Below are 22,641 nucleotides of genomic sequence, written 5' to 3'. Positions count from 1 at the left end.
CCCCCCTGATCCTTCTGTAAAAAAACATCTAAACACACTTAGTCTTCCCCTCAGCCACTCCACCTGTAAGTTGTGCGCTCAATTTAAAACATCACGCGTAATATTTTAGAGTCACACAGCACATGCAGACCGAATTCATCGAACAAATCGCAGAAGAACTAAGCCTTAGCGCTCAACAAGTTACGGCCACAGCTGCACTCATAGCTGACGGCGGCACCGTCCCCTTTATCGCTCGCTACCGTAAGGAGCAAACTGGCGAACTGGACGAAGTGCAGATCACAAGTATCCGTGATCGACTGCAGCAACTGGCCGACATGGCCTCCCGCCGCGCCTCGATCAAGACCTCACTCAAAGAGCGCAACCTACTCACAGACGAACTCGACGCCAAACTCGATGCCGCAGCCACACTCGCGAAACTGGAAGACATCTACCTCCCCTTCCGCCCGAAACGCCGCACCAAAGCGATGATCGCACGCGAACGTGGCCTCGAGCCACTCGCCACGCACCTCTTCGAAAACCAAGACGCCAGCGACACCGCCGAGCAAGCACTTACCTACGTCGACGCCGAAAAGGAAGTCGCCAGTGCCGACGCTGCGCTCGAAGGCGCACGCCACATCATCGCCGAATGGATCAGTGACGACGCCGATGCGCGCGAGTCCCTACGCAAGCTCTTCTGGGAGCAAGGCACCCTCGTATCTGAAGGCTTCCCAGGCAAAGAAGTCGAAGGCGCAAAGTTCAGCGACTACTTCGACTGGAAAGAGCCGATCAAGAACGCCCCCTCACACCGTGTGCTCGCCATCCGCCGCGGAGAGAAAGAAGGCTTCCTCTTCCACCGCATCACGCCTGAGGAAGAATCCGCTATTATCATTTTGGAGAAGCAATTCCTCAATGGCCGTGGCTCGGCAGCAAGTGAAGTCAAGAAAGCCATCGGCGACAGCTACAAGCGCCTACTCGCGCCATCGATGGAAACCGAAGTGCGCCTTCGCGCCAAAAAGCAGGCTGACGTGGCCGCAATCCAAGTCTTTGCTGACAATGCACGCGAACTCCTACTCGCCTCCCCGCTCGGGCAAAAGCGCACCATGGCAGTCGACCCCGGCTTCCGCACTGGTTGCAAAACCGTAATTTTGGACGCACAAGGCAAACTCCTCTTCAACCACGTGCTCTTCTGCACTGGTGGTGCCGGACAAGTCGATCGCGCAAAGGTAGAGGCCAAAGCACTCGTCGAGCGTTACGACATCGAAGCGATCGCCATCGGCAACGGCACCGCCGGCCGCGAAACCGAAGCATTCTTCCGCGAACTCGGGCTCTCTAAAAAGATAGTGATCGTCAGCGTCAACGAATCTGGCGCGTCCATCTACTCCGCCTCCGAAGCCGCGCGCGAGGAATTCCCCAACGAGGACATCACCGTGCGCGGCGCCGTTTCAATCGGTCGTCGCCTAATGGATCCACTCGCCGAGCTTGTGAAACTCGACCCGAAATCAATCGGCGTCGGACAATACCAACACGACGTCGACCAATACGCCCTCAAACGCATCCTGGACGACACCGTCATCTCTAGCGTGAACAAAGTCGGCGTCGAAGTGAACACCGCGAGTAAGCAACTACTCTCTTACGTCGCGGGTCTGAACGAAACGATCGCTACCAACATCGTCGCACACCGCCAAGAGAACGGCCCATTCAAATCGCGCAAGGAACTTTCTAAAGTCAGTCGCCTCGGACCAAAAGCCTTTGAGCAATGCGCCGGCTTCCTACGCATTCGCGATGCCGCACACCCGCTCGACCAAAGCGGGGTGCACCCGGAGCGCTACAAACTCGTCGAGCAAATGGCTGCCGCCGTGGGTTGCCAACTCGCCGACCTGACCAAAGACAGCGCAGCACGCGCGAAAATCAAACTCGAGAATTACGTATCCGACGAAGTCGGCCTGCCGACCCTGCGCGACATCATGGACGAGCTAGCCAAGCCAGGCCGCGATCCGCGTAAACAATTCGAAATCTTTCAATTCGCCGACGGCGTCGAGAAACCATCCGACCTTACCCTCGGCATGAAGCTTCCTGGTATCGTAACCAACGTCACCGCCTTTGGAGCCTTCGTCGACATCGGCGTGCACCAAGACGGCCTCGTTCACATCAGCCAACTCGCGGATAAATTCGTCGATGATCCTAACAAAGTCGTGAAAGTCGGCGACAAGGTAAACGTAACCGTCACCGAAGTCGACATGCAGCGCAACCGCATCGCGCTCTCCATGAAGAAGCAACCCGAGATCGGCGGCAAAAAAGAGCGCTCTGGCACTCCCGGAAGCAGCAAACCACGCGGAGGCAATCAGCAACGCGGCAATAACGGTGGCCGCAATAATCGCGGCGGCGGTAACGACTTCGGTAACAACTGGTTCGATGCAGCGCTGAAGAAGTAAACATAGCGGCAGAAATGATAATCTCGGACCAATCCACCCACCCTGCAAATCAATGAATTGGGTCGCGCACGTCTTTCTCTCAGAACCATGCGTTCACTTTCAACTCGGCAACTTGATCGCTGATTTCGTAAAGGGCAAAACGTGGTCAGGCATTCATCCGTCGACTGAGGCTGGACTTCGGATGCACCGAAAAATTGATGCATTTACCGACAGCCACGAGGTCTTCCACAGAAGTCGACAGCGACTCCGCGCTAAAGGCTTCTTACGTGCGGTTGCGATCGACCTGAGCTACGATCATATGCTCATTAAAAACTGGGCACGTTATAACAACACGACTACCGCGAGGGAATTCCTCAACGACTTTTACCAACGTGCCGAGCAAGTGCTCGATCAATACCCCGACGAGATCAACTATTTCGTAAGCAGTATCATCGCCGCAGATACACTCGGTCGCTATGCAAAAGTCAACGGCATCCAACGCGGCATGCGTAAAGTCGACTTACGATTATCCGAACGCGTATTGCGCAGAGAGTGTGCCACCGATTACTTTGACGATGTCATTCGAGAATACGCCAATATCGAGATCGATTTTCTAGAGTTTTTCCCGTCACTACAGCAGCACGTCGCTCAGCACAGATAAAAAACAGTCAACGCTACCGGTTCTTCGCCTCAATCCAGCGACTCATAAACTCGGTGCTGCGGTGATGATGATGCCGTAACATGCGACCAGTGAATTGCTGCTTCCGGCGCTCTGTCAGATAAGTGATTCCCTGCTCTATTGCCCGCGAAAGCTGCGACATCCACTCCACTGAACTAAAGCGCCCCCGAGCAATTCGCTGACCACATTCCTGCACCTGCGACCACTGCACCGCATCGGTATAAACCTTAACTGCTGCGTCGGCAAACACTTGCGGGTCCGCCGAAACCGCACAGCCCCAATCCATCGCCCCTGCGATGCCCTCAGCACCTATTGGTGTCGTCACACTCGGCGTGCCTGATTGAAAACCATCAAACACCTTCCCCTTTAAGCCGGCACCGTAGCGGAGCGGCGCCAAGTTCACCCGATAGTTCACCATCGTTGCCAAGGCATCATCCGCACGCCCTTTAAAATAAAAACCCTGCTTCGGTGCGTGTAACTCACCTTTAAATTTATCACCATACGAGCCGTAACAATGCAGCTCGGCCTGTGGTAACTCGTTGCGAATCAAAGGCCAAATAGCCTGCCGACACCAACGCACGGCATCCACATTCGGCGGATGCATAAAACTGCCAATCATAATAAAATGCTGTCGTTCATCGAATCCAGCAAACGTCGCGTCGCGTCGCTCCAACATAAACGGCCAATACACAATTTGCTCCATGGGAATAGCAAAGGTATCGCGCAACACAGACATCTCATATTCAGAAATCATCAACGTAAAGTCTGAGCGATGAATCGCCGCAATTTCTCGCAGCGCAATCTCGTTATACAAATCGAGCTCCCCGCCCTTCTTTAGCTGCGTCTGGCGTGCATCACGCAAGCAATGTAAATCACTGGTATCGAGCACACGCAGCGCCTGAGGACAAGCAGTCTCCACACGCCAACCAAACTGCTCCTCGATCATGAAACGGTCAAAAATCACCACATCAGGATCAAGCGCGGCAATCCACGTATCAAAATTCGCATCGTTCGGCTGCACTGCGTGCGACTCGACTCCGATCCTCGTCAGATCTAAACAATGCGTCGACGGGTGCGCCGCACAGGCGAAACTTACACGATAATCCGCAGACTGTAACGCATGAATAATATCTTGCGTGCGTCGCCCGGCCGCCGTCGAGCTAGGCTCGGGCCACACTTTACCGATAATAAGACAATGCACAGCCAAGCAGACTTATTCCACGATTCCACCGCTACTGAGGAAGATCCCCTTCAGATTCATCTCCAATTGGCGCGGGTTCGGCGAGTTGTTGATTGCATCATCTTTTGAGATCAGCCCGCCTTTGACGAGGCGGAATAGATCCTGGTTAAATGTCTTCGACCCATTATCCTCCGACGCTTCAATGACAGCCTCGATCTTCTCAAACTGTCCATCTTGAATCGTCTTACGAGCCAATGCATCAAGCACAAAGGCTTCCGACACTGGCATACGCCCGCCTCCCTCCAATGCTGGCAACAGCTTCTGGGTAATCGTCGCGAGCAATACACCCGAAAGTTGCCGTTGCAGAGACACCCTACGTTCTTCTGGAAAAAACTCAAAGAGTCGCTGAACAGCTTGCTGCGCATTCGATGCGTGCAATGTGGCAAAAACCAAGTGCCCCGTCTCCGAAGCTTGCAGGGCTGTCTCAAATGTATCGCGGTCACGCATTTCGCCGATAAGAATGACATCAGGATCCTGACGCAGCACTGAGCGCATGCCTTGGGCGAAGCTAGGGCAATCGATACCGATCTCACGCTGATTAATGATCGATTTAACATCCGTATAAGTATACTCAATCGGATCTTCCAAGGTCACAATATGCCTATCATAGCTGTGATTAATGTGATTCAGCATAGCGGCCAACGTGGAGCTCTTACCAGAACCAGTCGCCCCGCACAGTAGCACAATGCCATTCTTCGCTGAACATAATTGAGCCAAAGTGGTGCCATCGAGGTTCAAGGCCCCAAATGTTGGCGGATGATCACTCACGTGTCGCATCACAATACTAGGCAGACCACGTTGCAAAAATCCGTTCACACGAAAACGTCCGACATTGGGGGAATTATACGAATAGTCTACCTGACGGTTCTTCACCCAAATATCATAAAACTCCGCTGGCACAGTTTGTTCAATAAACTCGCGAACCTCATCTGGCGCGATCGGATCCATCTCAACCAGCTCAAGTCGACCGCTGAGCCTTAAAAAGGCAGGCTTATTGGATTTAATGTGAACATCACTGGCTCCATTTTCGACAGCGAGCGAGAGAAGACCGTGAATTGTTTCAAGAACCGACATAATGTGCAAAGGGGTAGATTAAAATGAATACGAAAATTTCTATTGAACAAGCAGGACGATATCGACGTGCTAGAGCAAATCTGTAGTCATACGACCAACTACAATCCTTTCCGAACAGAACATGAAGACAAATCAATTCTCAGGCGTTTTTACAGCCTTGGCCACACCACTGCGCCAAGGTGCCGTCTCTTTCGAAGATCTCGAAGCGCTCGTCGCCCATCAACTTGAAGGCAACATCGACGGGCTCGTATCCGTGGGCACCACCGGCGAGTCTCCGACACTCAACCATAAGGAGCACATCGAAGTGGTTCGCGCAACGGTCGCAGCCGCTGGCGGTAAAGTGCCCGTAATCGCAGGCACTGGCTCGAATTCAACCGACGAAGCCATCGATCTGACGCAACAAGCTGAAGCCGCTGGTGCAGACGGCTTTCTGATCGTCGCGCCCTACTACAACAAGCCTAGCCAAGAAGGACTGTTTCTACATTTCAGCAAGATCGCTGAGGCCACAGAGAAGCCCATCGTGCTTTACTCGATCCCATCCCGCTGTGGCATTGAGATCTCAGTCGATGTCACCGCCCGCCTCTATGAGAAGTATCCGCACGTCTGCTGCATGAAGGCTGCCGAAGGTTCTTGCGAGAAGGTCACCGAATACGTGCGCGCGCTCGGCCCGGACTACTCCGTAATGAGTGGTGACGATGGCTTGATCCTTCCCTTCATGTCCGCCGGTGCAACTGGTGTCATCAGCGTCGCGTCAAACCTCGTCGTATCTCCCCTCGTGCAGATGGTGCAGGCCGCGAACAACAACGACTACGCGACCGCCCGCGAAACTTACCACAAGTATTATCCTTTCTTTAAGGCCATCTTCCTCGAACCGAACCCAGTGCCAATCAAGTATGCACTCAAGCAAGCAGGCATCATCCAATCCGATGAAGTCCGACTCCCGCTTGCCGGTCTCACCGATGGCACACGCCAAGTGCTCGACACACTATTCGCAGACCTCGGTCTCGTCTAATCACGCTCAAATAACTATTTAACATGGCTCTTAACATTCTACTCAACGGCTCACGCGGACGCATGGGTCTCGCCATCTCCGAAGTCGCCGAATCTAATAACGCAGTCATCGCTTCCGCATGTGACGCAGGCGACGATCCTAGCGCAAACGTCGCCAACTGCGATGCGATCATCGACTTTAGTTTTCACGAAATCACTCCTGGCATCGCGGAGTTGGCAGTCGCCAACAACATTCCTCTAGTCATCGGCACGACTGGTCACACCCCAGAAGAAAAAGCGGCGATTCTCGCCACCGTCGAAGGTAAGATCCCCGTCGTCTGGGCAGGCAACTACTCAGTCGGCGTTAATACACTGAACTATTTGACCCGCAAGGCTGCTGCCATTCTGGGTGAACAATACGAGCCGGAAGTGCTGGAAATGCACCACCACCACAAAAAAGACGCCCCCAGCGGCACTGCTGAGCGCCTAATCGAGATTCTTAAGGAGTCCTACGAGCTCAACGACGAACAAGTCGTGCATGGTCGCGAAGGCCTCGTCGGTGCACGCCCACGTAAAGAAATCGGTGTGCATGCAATCCGAGGCGGCGACATCGTTGGTGAACACACCGTCTATTTCTGCGGCGAAGGCGAACGCATCGAACTCACCCACCGCGCGACTGACCGCAAGATCTTTGCCCAGGGCTCCGTCCGCGCTGCACATTGGGCAGTCGGCAAAGCTCCAGGTGTCTATAACATGGAAGACGTGCTCGGTCTCGTTGACTAGCAAGACTCCGCTCTCACTGCCACTTCTCACTCTCACTGAATGATCGCTCGCCTAAAAGGAACCGTCCTCGAAACCACCCCACTGATGGTCGTCATCGACGCAGGCGGTGTCGGCTATGAGGTGCATATCCCGATCACGACGGCAGAAAAAGTGCCAGCCGAGGGCAATCAATGCAGCCTATTCATCCATTCGGTTTACCGCGAAGACAGCGCCTCGCTTTATGGCTTTGCCACAAGGGAGGATCGCGATTTCTTTCGCCTGATCGTCGAGAAAGTGTCTGGAATCGGCCCAAAGATCGCCATCGCGATACTAAGCCGCATGTCAGTTGATCTCCTACGCGGTGCGATTGCTGGATCGGACATCGCACTCCTCACAAAGTGCCCCGGGATCGGCAAAAAGACCGCCGAGCGCCTAGTCATTGAGCTCAAAGACAAAGTCGGCCTCAGTGCCACAGCTTCCACAAGTGAGACGTCAAGCGTCGCTGCCAACGCTAGCCCAGGTGCATTTCAAGATGCAGTCAGCAGCCTTATTATCTTGGGCTACAAGCCAGCGGATGCGGATAAATTTGTGCGCAAGGCCTCCAGCCTATTGCCGGCGGATGCCAGCGTCGAAGCACTCGTCAAAAAAGCGCTGTCATAGCGCAATCGTGAGATGGGGTGGCTAGAAACTAGCCAAAGAGCTCTGAAAACCCGCGGGCCAACGCTGCGCCTGCGTTTCTTGGGGTGAACTATCATCCAGCGACTCAAACAATCGTGGCTCTGGCATAGCCGAAAAGGCCTTAAACTGATTGATGCGATCAATCTCATACTGGCGGCGTGCTTCGCGTTGACGCAGCGCCTCATGATCCACCCCTCGGAGCTGACGCTCATCAGGAGCCATATCTGGGGTGAGCCCCAGCAAGCGTAAGTGCGAGGCTAAGCTCCCGCGACGCGACTCTGGCAGGACTTGATTATCAGCAAAACGCTGGATATCAGAGTGTTCCAGCCCTGAAATCTCTTCGGTCGAGGCGACCGCCTCGGACTCCCGAAACACTGGTTTCAGCAAAACAAAGCCTACAGCGGCACATGCAGCAATACCTGAGCCAAAGACTAAAACCGTAAGACGGCTCGCTTGAGACGCCTGACGAGCGCCCAATTCACGAAACTTGGCAACTTGCTCCACCTCAGGCGCCACCGCCATGCGCATCGCTTGGTGCAAACGAAAACGTGCCTGAAACTCACGCTTACGCGCAGGATTCGCGGCGAGCTCTTGCTGCAACCATTCAAGATCGTCCGAGGTAATTTCTCGGTCGAAATACAAATTTACCAGCTCTGAAAATTCAGTGTCGTTCATGAGAAATCGCTACCCATCAATTCACGCAGACTCTCACGAGCGCGTGCGATACGGCTTTTCACCGTGCCGACACTGATATCTAGCTCTTGAGAAATCTCCTCATAGCTCATATTTTGGACATTACGCAAGGTCAGCACTTCGCGATGCTTATCGCCAAGCCCATTCATGCATTCAGACACGCGATCAACGAACTCTTGCGTTACAGCTGACTCAGCAGGCGTCTCGCTCTCGCTAGGCATCACATTCTCAAGAGTCAAATCGCCCTCTGCAGACAGAGGCTGATCCAGTGAGACGGAGTAATCCCGCTTGCGACGGAACCAATACCAGTAGCGATTGTGAGCCAAGTTCGTAGCGATTTGATAGAGCCACGTCGAAAATGAAGCATCCCCGCGAAAACTTTCTAGCCCGCGGTGCGCACGGATAAAGGCATCTTGCGTCACTTCCTCAGCATCTTGCTGATTTTTTAAAAGATGATGCACGCGCGCAAAGATACGATCCCAATAGCGCGTAACCATATCTTCATAGGCGGCATTATCACCGTTTTTGATACGTTCGATCAAGAGATCGTCTTGGCAGGCTGGTTCGCTTTTTACTCTCATTGTAGGGTTCATGTAAGCTAGATCGTTTAAAGCTTAGATTTGTTCCAAAGTATTTCGTTCAAAAAAGATAAAAAAGATGTTTCCTGAACTTGACAAGACCCGACTAGATGCCTTCCATCCTGCGTTTTTAAAGCGGATCGTTAGCTCAATCGGTAGAGCAGTTGACTTTTAATCAATTGGTTCGGGGTTCAAGTCCCCGACGGTCTACCACTTTCTTAAAAGCCTGTGAATCTCAATGATTTACAGGCTTTTTTGTGCCCAACAGATTCCGATGTCTTAGGTTCTATTAGTTCGATCCGGGACCCAATCCCCCCTACCATCCATATTTGACCTCACAGTCACTCAGGCCAACGATACCACTCCCTCTAGCAAAACTTATGGAATTAGAAATGCTCACCACATTCAACCTCGGCATCATTGTCTTATTTATAGGCAAGCTGCTGAGCACCCGTTTCTCCATCTTACGGCGCTACAATATTCCCGAGCCAGTCAGTAGCGGATTATTAATCTGCTTGATTACATTCGTGCTCTACCTGACCACTGGCATTGAAATCTCGTTCGACCTACACGCACGCGATGTGCTGCTTATCTACTTCTTCGCAGGCATCGGCCTCAACTCGGATCTGCGCTCTCTCCTTTCTGGCGGCCTGCCTCTAGTTATTTTATTGAGTGCCACCATCGTATTCATGTTTCTGCAAAACATCGCAGGAGTCGGAGTCGCCTCACTCTTCGGCCTAGACGGTGCGGTTGGCGTGCTTGGCGGCACCACCTCGCTCATCGGCGGACACGGCACCGCAATTGCATGGACCCCGGTCTACGTGGAGCAATACGGGATCACCAATGCTTCGGAAATCGGAATCGCCTGCGCAACTTTTGGCCTAGTGCTCGCCTCCCTAATGGGTGGCCCCATCGCGAATATCCTCATCAAGCGCCACAAATTGGAGCCCAAAACCTGCGAGCAGCCAGACGTTGGACTCACACACAACCATGAACACACAAAAGTGGACATGTATTCCATCCTCAGTGCTTGGCTGATACTCAACCTATGCCTGACTCTAGGAGCTGCGATTCAGCAAGGCTTAGAAAGTGCAGGCCTAGACTTACCGCTATTTGTATGCTGCCTCTTCGGTGGAATTATTTTGACCAATACCGTGCCTCGACTGTTTCCTAAGCTAAAATGGCCATCAGGCACTCCTGCCCTTGCCCTGATGTCGGACGTCGCTCTTGGAATGTTCCTAGCAATGTCTTTAATGAGTCTACAACTCTGGACCCTGACTGACCTTGCAGGGCCGATTGTCGCCATCCTCGGCGTGCAATTCATACTCGCATTCTGCTTTGCCCTCTTTGTGGTGTTCCGCCTCATGGGACGCGATTACGAAGCCGCCGTGATATGCTCGGGCTTTGGAGGCATCTCACTCGGCTCCACTCCGACTGCGATGGCAAATATGACGGCGGTCTCGAAACGCTATGGAGCAGCTCACAAAGCGTTCATAATAGTGCCTCTAGTCTGCGGTTTCTTCGTAGATATCGCCAATGCACTGATTATTCAGGTATTCCTTAATTGGTTCGCTTGATTTTACAGCTATCTAGCTATTTTATAGCTCTCTGCTTAGGCTCTACACTCACCATTCTTATATCATGAAAAACACAACTCGCGCTCTTTCTCTTTCTGCACTAGTGGCTCTTTCAACCATCGCCATGACAGGCTGTGACACGGCCAGTCAAGGCGGCAAAACATACACACGTGGCCAAGCCCAACAACAGATGAATGTCCAGTATGGTGTGCTACTCAATGTTGCAGCAGTCACCATCGAACCTGAGACAACAGGTGGTGGCGCAGTAGTTGGTGCTGCAACAGGCGGCATCGCAGGCTCGATGCTAGGCAACGGCCGCGGCAGCACGCTCGCAGCCATGGGGGGCGCACTGGCAGGGGCAGCAGTTGGGGCAAAGTCTGAGAAAAACATGCGCACAGTCGCAGGCCACGAGCTCGAAGTCGAACTCCAGGACGGCCGTATCTTAGTCATCGTCCAAGAAGCCGATGATGCCTTCCTCAAAGGTGACAGCGTGCGCGTCATCACCGACAACAAGGGCGTCAGCCGCGTTCGTCAGTAAGCACCAGTTGATACCACCCTTTCCTAAAGGCCGCTGCGATGATCGTAGCGGCTTTTTTTGGCTCATCGACGATGACAGGGAGCGGACTCGTTCGACAGTAAATCACTGAGATAGAACAAAGCTCAATTGCATTGTGGCACGGGCTTCTCGGAGAGAGTCTGTTTTGCGCAGTCGAAGACATGCTCGCCTGCAAGCAGGAGAAGCATGCACCCCAATGTTGAATCAGATATTCCCCCAGTGTGCGGTGAGCCTCAACAGCGATCCCACTAATCGACGATGAACCTTTTTTTTGAATCCAGCCCCCTTCGGCCTACTGAGTCTGCTTCCAATAGTCCTCAAACGCATACCAGCTCTCAGAATAGTGCTGTAACTTATAGAGAATCTCAGCACGCCAGTAATACACATATCTTGGCGGGTTCGATTGCTTGAGTATTTGATTAACAATAAGTAGCGCCTCCGAGTATTCCTCGTTTTCTATATAATACCTCATCAATGCAGTGCCCTTCGACAAATCGCTTGATGCAGCAAAGAAGCCGCGCTTCAGGCGATCAATTCTGCTCAAGTCAATTTTCACCTCGGGAATTTGCGGCGCGGGAAGCCCCTTCCGCATCAAATCCACAGCCTCCTTATACCGAGCCTGATGTTGACGAAGCATGGCATATAACAACCAAGTCGAGTCCAAGGTATCACCATACTCTTCCAGATATGCTTCCAGCTGATCCGACTCTCCAACATCAGCCCATCGTCTCAATATTGCTGTCCGGTCCTCCCTCGTAAACCGCGCCAACGACGCCTCCGCACGCAGCTCTTTCTCTATTTCTCGCTTAAACGCCGAACCAGACAAGAACAGCAGCAAGCGCGCCCGATCAGTCGCATCGACTTGAGACATTTCAATCATGCCCTCCATCAACGCATCATTCTTAGAGGCCTTCTCCAGCATTCTGCGATAAAGATCCTCCTTCGAATCGACATAACGAATCAACGCCTCGCGCCATGCAGACACGGTGCGATTCACATCATAAGGTAGCCATGCCAGCCCCTCCTCATAAGCAATCATCCCAATATTTGGCTCCGCAAAGCGAGCACGACGAAAATCTTGAGCGACCTCTGATCGCAGGTCACCACGCGACAAGCCGATCTGAGCACGCTGAAAATACCCACGCCAACTCAACGGTTGCAACGCAATCACTTTATCTATCGCACCCTCAGCTCGATCTAGATCCGCCACAGCACTACTCTCAGTCGCACGCTGCTCTTGAATATCCAACGCCACGGACGAATGCGTCGGCAGTCCAAACAGACCCCCGAGAATCCAAAGCCCGCCGAAGAGCAGCAAAACACCTCCCACACTGCGCCAAACCACAGGCTTAAAGGTGGCACGCGGCGCAGAAGTCGCACGCGGCAAGGCCAGCGTCGCAAATAAAATCGCAAAATAAGCAGTCCCTGGGCGATGCCCCGACACATCAAACAAACCGTGCACCAAAAATAAAACCACCCCCGTCAACGCAATCATACGAAATGCACCACTGCGCCCTGACCTAGAAGTTCGGCATTTTCTAAAATACGATACAATCAAGAGCCCCAAAAAGAACACTGCAATTAAACCACCCTCAGCACCCAACCAAAATAAATCACTTTCAGGGTGAACCGCCCGCTGATAATTGCGCGACACATCACGATACTGAGGGAACACCTCTTCAAAATTCCCCACTCCGTGCCCAGTCAACGGCGCGGCTTGAATCATATCCACCGCATCATGCATGATCAACATTCGGTTGCCCTGCCCCCACTCTGACGGAGACGATAGATACTTCGTCGCACGCTCCACAGCCGGTTCATGGCTCGTAATGAAAACGCTGAAGACCAGCAGCACGACTGGAACACCGACCTTTAAGAACAACGACATAACCGAACGACGCAGACTAAAGACAAACCACAAACCAATGCCGCCGAAATACAATAGCACTCCCGCTCGCGACACCCCATAGATCAGCGCAGCCAAACATAAGAACGATCCAACAAAGCCAACCAGTTGAATCAGCCTACGCCCCCTCAAGCCCTCCATCGCATAGCTAAACGTCAGCACTCCCCCAATCGCAATAAAGTCAGACGTCTGGTTGCGGTTCGGGAAAAAACTAAACGCAGTCGCAGATTCTGCCCCAGGATAGCGCAACCCAAAAAGATTACCCACCAAAACCACCACGGCGAAGACAGCAATCAAGCAGGACAGCCAAAAGTATATCCACTTCCGCCCCGAATAGTTCACCTTCCAACTGGATGCCGCATACAACCAACTAAAACCAGCCACAGCCAACAAGAAGGCCTCAAAGCTAATCCACGGTTGCACCGACAAGCTCCACGGCAATTCGAACCCAAAAACATCAACCGCAGTCGTCCTCCACGCTGGAGTCTTCCAATAAAACATGGGCAAGAAAGCGAACAATAGAGAGCCCAATAAACCAAACAGCCCCACATCCAGCCACTTACCAAGGCTACGTGTCGGAGGGCGTAACAGCAAAGCTACTCCCGGCAAGACCAGAGCGAATCCCAACGCATGCACATGATGCCCACCTCCAAGCAGGATTAAAACGCACACGCCCAGCAAGCCCAAGATGAAGCCCTTACAGATAGCAGGCGCACCTTTAGGCTCTGGCAATGAAACCGGCGCCTTCGATGGCGAAACACTTACTGCAGCGAAAGACGACGTAGCGGGCGGCGAGGACCTGCGGCGCATACCTTTTGAGCGCCCGCGACTCCGAGACGAACTCTCATCTCGATGCTTTATGCGTCGATACTTTTTTCGTGGATCTGAATCCATACCTAAGCCTCTTGCCCTATTAAATTCATAACCACGCACAAACCGAGGTTAGGTGCTGGTAGTTTTAGAAGACGAGCTACTACCACTTTTTGAATCAGTATAATACTCCGAATATTTGTAGTAGTAATACCCCGGCTGCATCGCATCGACATAGTTAAGGATCAACCCTGAAACATCGATATTACGCTCACGCAGACGAGCCATCGCGGGTTTGATCTGACGAACCTGAGTATATGCACACCGAATCGTAAACAATACAGCATCGACCTTCCCTGCAAATCCAGACGTATCATCAGTCGCAAGTATCGGCGCCGTATCAAAGATAACAAAATCATACCGCTCTCTCGCCTCGCGGATAAACGCATCCATATTCTCACTCATCAGCAATTCAGCCGGATGATCGGGATACCCACCAATAGAGACGAAATCTAAATGCTCATAACGACTCGATTGCAGCGCAGTATCGAGTGTCAGTCGGCCATCTAAAATATCAGAAAACCCATTCTCTCGGTTCAACTTAAGTAAATGGTGCAGACGCCCACGACGTAAGTCAGCATCTACGAGTAAGACCTTCGAATGTGCAAAGGATAATGCCACAGCCAAGTTCGCCGCTACAGTGGACTTCCCCTCTGAAGGCACCGCACTCGTCACAGCAAAAACACTAGGCTTCACATGCTCATCCCCCATAAAGAACACGGACGTCCTCAGGTTACGACAAGCCTCTGCAAACACATAGCGATCATCATTCTTACGCAACAACACCGAGTGCACATCCCCCTCATTTACCTTCTCATAGGGAATCGCCCCGATCAAGGGATGCTGAAACTGCGCACTTAACTCATTCGCAGACAAAATTCGATTATCCAGTGCACCCAACAGAAAAAGCACGCCGCCAGCCAAGACGAATCCAAACAAGCCTCCCATCGCAAATTGACGCACAAGACCTACCCCTGCAGGGACTGGCTTACGCGCATTCACCAAAATCGAAACTGTGTCTTGTTGTAGATTCTGATTCGTATCAATCGCACGCAGTGAGTCCTGGCTACTCGCATACGCCTCCTTTGAACGCTTCAGGCGTGACTGCAAACGTTCGAATTCAGCAATCAAACGCCCATTTTCCAGCGCGGTCTTTTCCCAGATTTCAATCTCTGCATTGAGATTCTTGATCTGATTCCCGACCACCTGCTGACGCTCTGCAATACGCTCCAGCGCCTGAGCGCGATGTATTTTCAATTGATTCTCAGTGCGCTCAATCTGATTTTTAAGACCGATTATTTTCGGATGCTTCGGCTTTAAATAAATTGAGAATTCATCCAACTGGGCATGTAACAACTGCAACTGCTCTTTGCTCTGTATATATTTCTGATTCTCATCGACGCCTCCACCATTAAACGCCTCGCTCGAGGGCGCCTCCCCGCGACCTGCCCCCTGTAACTGATCGATCAACAAACTCTTTTGCTGTGGATTCTCATTGAGAATCGAAGTCAACGAGCGGCTCTCGGTATTCAACTCTGCGACTTCACGTTTCAACTCAGCAAGATACACTCCCGCAGCGGAACCTTGCTCCTGAATAAAGACGATATTGTTACGCTGCTGAAATTCGACAATCGCATCTTCCCCCTCATCCACTTCTTTCTCCAGTATCTGCAACTGCGCAACAATCGCATCATAGGTTCGCTCCGAGGTCTTCGAGCGCATTTCCACTCGTCGGTTGATGTATTCCTCCATCACCGCATCCAAATATGCCTGAGTATATTCAGCGTGCGGAGTATACGCTCGAAGGACAAAGATCGACGTGTCTCGCTTTACATACGCTTCGATATCCAACGAGTTCAATCCATTGACCTGATACGCCTCAGTCTCCCTCAACGCAGCGTCCAATTCAGGATTTGATAAACGTATACGCTCAACGGCCCGCACCTGCACCTGCTCGCTCAACATGAGCTCGATTTGAGTCCCAAAGAAGTTATCACGCTCCTCTGCATACACGTCATTCTCAGGTAAATCAATCCGACCACTGACAATCATTTGAGCCTTTGACAGATAGAACGGCTCTTTAAAATGACTCTGGACCGCTTTAGCGCAGACCCCTAGAGCCACCGCCAGAGGAATCACCCACCAATAGCGGCGCAACACGATCTTCGTTCGATAAACAATTTGCTGAAATAGCTCCGTGTAATCGACCGTCTTTGTGTGTTTTTCATCCTGAAATAAATCGTCCATGTATTCGAAATCCCGAAACTACCCTAATCGTCAATAATTCGCCACTGCGATCACCCACTAAAGCTGATCATCTTCTCATCTACTATAATCATATCCCCTGGCTTCACGATCGGATCTTCACTGCGATCACCTCCATCGAGTATTTTATCAATATTTACCAAGGACTCGACCTTTTCGCCTTTTTCGTCCTTCGAGACTAAACGAACCTTATTTTTCCGAGCAAACCGAGTAAACCCCTCGGCCATTAAGATCACTTGGCTGAGCGTAAATTGACTACCTCGAATCGAATATAGCCCAGGAGCATTCACCGCACCCAGCACATACACCTGACTCCCCGCGTGGTCTGCTTGCGCAACAATGACGACATCACCAGAATTCAAGATTGGATCCTTAGACAGATCACCGCTCGAAAGCATCGCTCCAAGATCCACTTCTAAACGTGCATTTTCTTGCCCAGCCGAAACCACACTCACCTTTGACTGATCGGCATGCAGGGTAAAACCACCACTAGCCAGAATCGCCTGGCTCAGTGTCAGCGGCGAATCAGCCGGAATCAGTTGCTCGCCTTGACGGTTGACTTGGCCAATCACCTTAACCCGACCTCGGTTACGGTCTACCTCACGCTGCGTAATCAACACCGTCGCTCGGTTAAAAAAATCCACCTCCAATTGTTTTTTAATTTCGAAGGCCAAGTTTTTACTCGTCTTTCCTTCTGCTGGAATTGAGCCCAGCAGAGGCACCATCAATTCGCCGTTTCCATTGACTGCAAGCAGTTGTCCTTCCTCCTGTTCTTCCAAAACTTTATAGACCAAACGATCTCCGATCTGTAGCTCCCAGTCGTCATCAAGCAACGCCATTTGAGTCGGCGAATTAGCAGCAACGGCCACTCTAGCATCTGCAACTTGCACTGCGGAATCCACCACCTCCGCAACTTGGGCACGCACCTGACACAGACTCGATAGTAGAACAGCACTTAACAGCGCCCATCGCTTAATTGTTACAAACATATTTTCGTAGAACTTCCTTAAAAGTCATATTTTAAGAGAAGACGAAACTGATTTTGATCATAACTTTGAAACTCTGCATCCGAATCTTTATCCGTATAACGGTAGCCCAATTCTGCCGTTAACCTCGGCCCCAGAACTAATTCAGTTGAAAGCCCGCAGACCCAGCGATCGAAGTCGTCATTAATCAAGCCACCCGAGCTGTCGTTTTCCTCATAACCAACGGTGCCATCGAGACGGACGCGTTCGGTAAGGTTATACGCAGCAGTATAGCGAACACCGTCGATCTCGTTGTAGTTCGATGTGGTGCCACCAGTGATCGCACGATACCACTCAAGTTGGTGATTAAATACTTCATTCACCATATGACTGAGGCGCGTGGTCCAAGTAAAGTGGCTCGGCTGATCATCATTTCCATACCTTGTGTTATCAGCCTCTCCACCAGAATCATAATCCAGATGATTCCATGACAATCCAGCATACAAACCAATCACCTCTGTAATATTCCAATCGATATACGGGCCAATGGAAAACTCAGATCCATCATTATTCACATCCTTATCATAATCAAACGTCGCATACGAAGTGCCCACACCAACCATAAAATTCGCAGCCAAATCACGCTCCACATTCAACGCGATCTTATACACCTCACTATTAATATATTCATACTCATCATCCGGGCTCCAGATATCTTCCCGACTCAACTGAGCCGCAAAGACATTCTCACCAATAAACCATTCAGATTGAAGGCCAAAGGTATTTTGATAACGAGCAAACGAAGTCGGATCCGCCCCTTCGTCTACATTCCCATTACGATCAACGACAACCGCATCGGCAGTATCGAATGAATATTCAAGCCGATCAAACACACGAAAAACCATGTCACCGACCAAAACTCGGTAGGACAATTCTGTGTCTGGCGACAACGACACCTGATTAGACACATTATTATACTTATTGTGATCTACGTAGTGCCAATATTCCGCCCCAAGGTTCAAATCCAGCTCATTGTCTTCATTCACCTGCCATTTTAAACCAAACAGAACCCCCGGCTTCAAAATAAAATCAGACAACTCATTATTTTCTGAATAGCCAATATTGTCGTTATATTCGACTTCGAAAGTGCCGACAACATCAACCATAACTGGGCCAACTCGGAGATTATAATCTTCACGCTCAACCCGCTGATCTAATACGAAGGGTGCGAAATCTGGAATTCCGTAAATTTGAGCTGAAAGCGGAAGCGCCAGAACAGAACCAAGCAGGATCGCAGCAGTATAAGACCCGCTGATATGTCGAACGATTTGGAATAGTGGAGCAGTCACAAGGCAAGTTAGTTGAGGGTGAAGTCTAGCTACAATATGGCCAATCGCCATATTGGCAATCCGTGAGGTATAGTATTCTGAAGGCCTAAACAGTAAAGCTCAAAATCCTAAGCATAACCTCAATAGAATTAGATGTTTGCAATTTACCAATTGTTAATATTTAGTAAATAGTAAAGAAAAAACCATATTTCAGCCTTCCAAAAAAGCCACTAATCAAATGAGCACACATACTCACATGCATCAAAAAATAATCTCCGGATTATTTTTCGCTGGAGTTGCCCTCGCACTTAACATTACAGCGCAAGCGCAACCAGCTCCGCCGATAGACCTCTACCGCGTGTCCGCCCCCAGCGAACAACGACTTCAACGCATCCAGAAAAATCTAGCTCGTTGGCATATGGGAGCCACTCTAGTCCTCGTCAAGGACGAGCAATTCCTACGCATTCAAGTTCCAGATGTTGGATACTTTGACGAATCTGTGCTTCTCAGCGACAATTCAGCACTGACCTACACGATTCCCCAAGGGCAACACGACTACATCATAGACCTTGGACAGTTCATGAAGGTCTCACGCTTTTTCTTTAATAATGAGAGTGCCAGTGGAACCATGCAGATCATGTCGTCTAACACGCTGGATCCGCTCAACAGTGGAAAATGGGTCACACTCACACAACCAGTCAGCTTCAGTGAAGGCGTCATCCCATCTGCATCCTTCGCAGAAGTAGACACTCGCTACCTCTTGGTGCGATTTAACATCCTCAACCAAGGGCGCATTGGCCACTTCGGAGCAACTGGCTCCATGGACATCACCAAAGCCAATATTCAAATCGGCAAAGGAGAGGAGACCAAAGAAACCATCAAAGCCCAGTCCCCCATCATCGACTACGATTTTGGAGCCGCCTACACAGGCAGCCGCATCATCTATGCCAGCGGGGGAGCTCTGGAAGAAATTTACCACCTTCAGGATGATGACCCTACCACTACTCACCAATTCCCAAGTGATGAAGAGTCTATCGTGATCATAGATCTGCGCAAAAAAACACAAATGCGTTCCATCGCCTCAAGCTTCAACTCAGGTCAATCTGGCACGCTGCAAATCTACCTAACCAACCACTTGCCGAGTGAGTTCACAGAAGACAACCAAACGGGCGTCGCCACCTACACAAATGAACTTGGCCATGTAGAACGCGCCGAATTCGCAGCCAAAAACGATTCGAACTTCGAATACCTAATGGCAGCGACGACACCTCAGCAAATCGTCCGCGTCCCAAATGATTTCTTCTTCGACATCGAGGATTCATACAGCGTCTACGTGAAAGGCGAAAACACCCGCTTGCACCATATCTTCGACGAGATTGAGCGCAGATACGTCATTGTCCGGTTCACACCAGAAAATCTTCAATCTGACTATAAGATCGAAACCGCACAATATACGCCAGGCTCTACTGATCTACGTATCCACAAAGCGCAAGCAGCCCCCCCCCCATTCAGCTTCGGCGGAATCGACGTAATCGGCGATGTGCCCTATGAGGATATCTTCTTTACCGCAGACGCCGAACCTGGGCTACCGGGGCCTCCACCGCCACCGCCACCATCGCCACCACCAGTATTCTCGCAATAACCGATATTTAAAAAATCGAAAGCCCTCGCACACCAGCGAGGGCTTTTTCGTGCTCAAAGTCACACCATGCATTGACCTTCTGCCCCGCGTATGTAGCCATATTTTCAATCGCCCACAACCATGGCAGACAACAACTCAAACGACCAAACCATCACCGGCGTCCTCGAACGGATCATCTTCTTCAATGAAGAGAATGCCTATTGCGTGGCTGAGGTCAGTGTCGCCAACGGCAAACGCCCAGTCACCGTCCTCGGACCACTGCCCGGCGTGCAATGCGGCGAAACACTGCAACTCAACGGCCAATGGACGCGCCACGCCACACATGGTGACCAATTTAAAGTCGGCAGCTTCAAATCCCAGCTTCCCGCCTCCGTCCATGGCATCCGTAAATACCTAGGCAGCGGCCTCATTCACGGCATCGGTAAATCCTACGCCAAAAAAATAGTCGACCACTTCGGAGCCGACACCCTGCAGATCATTAGCGAAGACTCTGGCCGACTCCATGAGATCCCCGGCATCGGCAAAACACGCGCAAAATCCATTAAAGCCGCGTGGGACGAGCAAAGTGCCGTGCGCGACGTCATGATGTTTCTGCAGACCTATGGCATCACCCCCTCGCAATGCGTGCGACTCGTCAAGAAATACGGCAATGCCACCAAGCGCATTCTACAAGACGAGCCCTACAAGCTCGCCGAAGACATCGAACGCATCGGTTTCAAAACGGCCGATAAAATCGCCCTCAACCTAGGCTTCCCCACCAACTCGAAAGAACGCATCGATGCAGGTATCGTCCACACCATGCGCACCCTCGAAGACGAAGGCCATACGCTAGGCACCGAGCAAATGATCCTCGAACACGCCACCAAGCTCCTCGGCGTCGATCCGGTCGATATTCAACGTCGTATTCATGGGTTGACCGACGCAAAAAAGCTGCTCGCCATCAAAGCATACGACGAGAAAAACGAATTCATCGGACCCGCTTGCCAAATTCCGACCACTGCCAGCGCCGAGAAACGCATCGCAGAGTCCATCGCCCGCATCCACAGCACCGCAGCTACATTGCCACCGATCAAACTGGAGCCAGCGATCGAATGGGCGCAACAAAAAGCCGGCTTTGCATTTGCCGATCAACAAGCCGAAGCACTGCGTAAGACACTCACCTGCAAGGTTTCCATTATCACCGGTGGCCCCGGCACAGGAAAAACCACCATCCTCCGAGCAGTCGTCGACATTCTCCGCGCCAAGCGCACCCGCATCCTGCTCGCCTCACCCACAGGCCGCGCCGCTCAACGCCTAGCCGAAGCCTCAGGCGCGCCCGCCAGCACCATTCACCGCTTGCTCAAATACGACGGAGCGACACGCACTTTCACTTACAACGAAGACAACCCACTACCTTGCGACCTACTGATTCTCGACGAAACCAGTATGCTCGACACACGCCTAGCCGCCAGCTTGATGCAAGCCGTGCCCAGTAGCGCACATTTGTTACTGGTTGGTGATGCCGACCAACTTCCCTCCGTTGGGGCAGGTAATATTCTCGGCGACCTCATGGCCGCACCACCCGCCACCGTCACTCGACTCGACACCATTTACCGCCAAGGCAAAGAAAGCGGCATCGTCACCACCGCCCACGGCATCCTCAAGGGCGAGTGCCACCCTGGCTCCACCTACCGCAGCCTGCGTGACCTACAAGCCTCCAACGACTTCAGCTTCATCGAAGCCAACACACCCGAACAATGCGTCAAGGCCATCATCTATCTCGCACGGGATTACATCCCCAAACACCACAAAGTAAACGCAGTCCGTGACATTCAAGTCATGTCCCCCATGCACCGTGGCACTGGAGGCATCACCGTGCTCAACACCGAGATCCAAGAAGCGCTCAACTCAAAATCCGCCGCCGAGTCCAAACTGCGCTCCGACCCCGACTACGCTCCTGCCAAACAAACACATTTCCGCGAGCAGACCCGCAAGCCACTCCCCGCCGAAATCCCCTACGGCAGCAGCACCTTTCGCATCGGCGACAAAGTGATCCAAACCCGCAACAACTACGACAAAAACGTCTTCAACGGCGACATGGGCATCATCCGCGCGATCGCCGCAGACAGTTCAGGGCTTACCATCGAATTCTCAGGCGAGACGATTGAATATACTAAAGGCGAACTCTCCGAAGTCCAACTCGCCTACTGCATCTCTATTCACAAGAGCCAAGGCAGCGAATACCCCGTCGTCATCATTCCGCTGCTCAAACAGCACTTCATGCTCCTGCAGCGTAACCTCGTTTACACCGGCATCACCCGCGCTCGTCAAAAAGTCTACCTAGTCGGATCTCTAGACGCCTACGCCATGGCCATTAAAAACAACGATCAACAAATCCGCCGCACCCACCTGCGCCGCCGATTACGTAGAGCCGTGGAAGACAGCCAAAAGATCAGCGAAGAATAGTAG

Annotated in this window: 17 protein-coding genes and 1 tRNA gene; 10 read left to right on the top strand and 8 right to left on the bottom strand. The window is 51.7% G+C overall.

Annotated features, from left to right (window positions below; all coding sequences use genetic code 11):
• Positions 1-122 precede the first annotated feature (122 nt).
• Both GZZ87_RS08355 and GZZ87_RS08350 read left to right on the top strand, forming a co-directional pair.
• On the top strand, positions 123-2,411 hold the full coding sequence (locus tag GZZ87_RS08355) for a Tex family protein (protein WP_162027556.1): 2,289 nt from the start codon (positions 123-125) through the stop codon (positions 2,409-2,411).
• Positions 2,412-2,463: 52 nt separating this feature from the next.
• Positions 2,464-3,051 (top strand): ACP phosphodiesterase, encoded by a 588-nt coding sequence (locus tag GZZ87_RS08350; RefSeq protein WP_162051169.1) that lies wholly within the window; start codon positions 2,464-2,466, stop codon positions 3,049-3,051.
• A 13-nt stretch (positions 3,052-3,064) separates the two neighbouring features.
• On the opposite strand, the gene GZZ87_RS08345 is transcribed toward GZZ87_RS08350, so the two are convergent.
• Both GZZ87_RS08345 and GZZ87_RS08340 read right to left on the bottom strand, forming a co-directional pair.
• Entirely contained in the window at positions 3,065-4,270 is a 1,206-nt protein-coding gene (locus GZZ87_RS08345; protein WP_162027558.1) for a glycosyltransferase, read from the bottom strand.
• A gap of 12 nt (positions 4,271-4,282) precedes the next feature.
• Positions 4,283-5,383 (bottom strand): PilT/PilU family type 4a pilus ATPase, encoded by a 1,101-nt coding sequence (locus GZZ87_RS08340; RefSeq protein ID WP_162027559.1) that lies wholly within the window; start codon positions 5,381-5,383, stop codon positions 4,283-4,285.
• Between the two features lie 121 nt (positions 5,384-5,504).
• Between GZZ87_RS08340 and dapA the strand changes: the two genes are divergently transcribed.
• From dapA to ruvA, 3 genes are read left to right on the top strand one after another with little or no spacing between them, the layout of a single operon-like run.
• Complete coding sequence (gene dapA / locus GZZ87_RS08335; protein WP_162027560.1) at positions 5,505-6,395, top strand: 4-hydroxy-tetrahydrodipicolinate synthase; 891 nt, start codon at positions 5,505-5,507, stop codon at positions 6,393-6,395.
• A gap of 23 nt (positions 6,396-6,418) precedes the next feature.
• Complete coding sequence (dapB, locus tag GZZ87_RS08330) at positions 6,419-7,156, top strand: 4-hydroxy-tetrahydrodipicolinate reductase (protein WP_162027561.1); 738 nt, start codon at positions 6,419-6,421, stop codon at positions 7,154-7,156.
• Between the two features lie 39 nt (positions 7,157-7,195).
• A complete protein-coding gene (gene ruvA / locus GZZ87_RS08325; protein ID WP_162027562.1) occupies positions 7,196-7,795 on the top strand; it encodes a Holliday junction branch migration protein RuvA in 600 nt (199 codons plus the stop codon).
• A gap of 21 nt (positions 7,796-7,816) precedes the next feature.
• On the opposite strand, the gene GZZ87_RS08320 is transcribed toward ruvA, so the two are convergent.
• Complete coding sequence (locus GZZ87_RS08320) at positions 7,817-8,488, bottom strand: hypothetical protein (RefSeq protein WP_162027563.1); 672 nt, start codon at positions 8,486-8,488, stop codon at positions 7,817-7,819.
• Positions 8,485-9,087, bottom strand: coding sequence for a sigma-70 family RNA polymerase sigma factor (locus tag GZZ87_RS08315; RefSeq protein WP_162027564.1), 603 nt, complete (start codon positions 9,085-9,087; stop codon positions 8,485-8,487). The genes GZZ87_RS08320 and GZZ87_RS08315 overlap by 4 nt, the downstream gene beginning before the upstream one ends.
• 134 nt (positions 9,088-9,221) lie before the next feature.
• Between GZZ87_RS08315 and GZZ87_RS08310 the strand changes: the two genes are divergently transcribed.
• The 3 genes from GZZ87_RS08310 (at position 9,222) to GZZ87_RS08300 (ending at position 11,199) form a co-directional block, all read left to right on the top strand.
• A tRNA-Lys gene (locus tag GZZ87_RS08310) sits at positions 9,222-9,297 on the top strand.
• Between the two features lie 167 nt (positions 9,298-9,464).
• A complete protein-coding gene (gene gltS, locus GZZ87_RS08305) occupies positions 9,465-10,661 on the top strand; it encodes a sodium/glutamate symporter (protein ID WP_162027565.1) in 1,197 nt (398 codons plus the stop codon).
• Positions 10,662-10,725: 64 nt separating this feature from the next.
• Positions 10,726-11,199, top strand: a complete 474-nt coding sequence (locus GZZ87_RS08300) for a glycine zipper 2TM domain-containing protein (protein WP_162027566.1) — start codon at positions 10,726-10,728, stop codon at positions 11,197-11,199.
• A gap of 310 nt (positions 11,200-11,509) precedes the next feature.
• On the opposite strand, the gene GZZ87_RS08295 is transcribed toward GZZ87_RS08300, so the two are convergent.
• The 4 genes from GZZ87_RS08295 to GZZ87_RS08280 form a co-directional block, all read right to left on the bottom strand.
• On the bottom strand, positions 11,510-13,855 hold the full coding sequence (locus tag GZZ87_RS08295; RefSeq protein ID WP_162027567.1) for an O-antigen ligase family protein: 2,346 nt from the start codon (positions 13,853-13,855) through the stop codon (positions 11,510-11,512).
• 210 nt (positions 13,856-14,065) lie between these two features.
• A complete protein-coding gene (locus GZZ87_RS08290) occupies positions 14,066-16,240 on the bottom strand; it encodes a polysaccharide biosynthesis tyrosine autokinase (protein ID WP_162027568.1) in 2,175 nt (724 codons plus the stop codon).
• Positions 16,241-16,290: 50 nt separating this feature from the next.
• Positions 16,291-17,247 (bottom strand): SLBB domain-containing protein, encoded by a 957-nt coding sequence (locus tag GZZ87_RS08285; RefSeq protein ID WP_162027569.1) that lies wholly within the window; start codon positions 17,245-17,247, stop codon positions 16,291-16,293.
• Positions 17,248-17,264: 17 nt separating this feature from the next.
• Entirely contained in the window at positions 17,265-18,572 is a 1,308-nt protein-coding gene (locus GZZ87_RS08280; RefSeq protein WP_162027570.1) for an outer membrane beta-barrel protein, read from the bottom strand.
• A 235-nt stretch (positions 18,573-18,807) separates the two neighbouring features.
• Between GZZ87_RS08280 and GZZ87_RS08275 the strand changes: the two genes are divergently transcribed.
• Complete coding sequence (locus tag GZZ87_RS08275; RefSeq protein ID WP_162027571.1) at positions 18,808-20,193, top strand: hypothetical protein; 1,386 nt, start codon at positions 18,808-18,810, stop codon at positions 20,191-20,193.
• A 120-nt stretch (positions 20,194-20,313) separates the two neighbouring features.
• Positions 20,314-22,638, top strand: a complete 2,325-nt coding sequence (locus GZZ87_RS08270; RefSeq protein ID WP_162027572.1) for an AAA family ATPase — start codon at positions 20,314-20,316, stop codon at positions 22,636-22,638.
• Positions 22,639-22,641: the final 3 nt, after the last annotated feature.

The organism is Lentimonas sp. CC4, assembly GCF_902728235.1.
In the GTDB taxonomy this organism is placed as follows: domain Bacteria; phylum Verrucomicrobiota; class Verrucomicrobiia; order Opitutales; family Coraliomargaritaceae; genus Lentimonas.
This window is presented reverse-complemented; position numbering and strand designations above follow the sequence as displayed.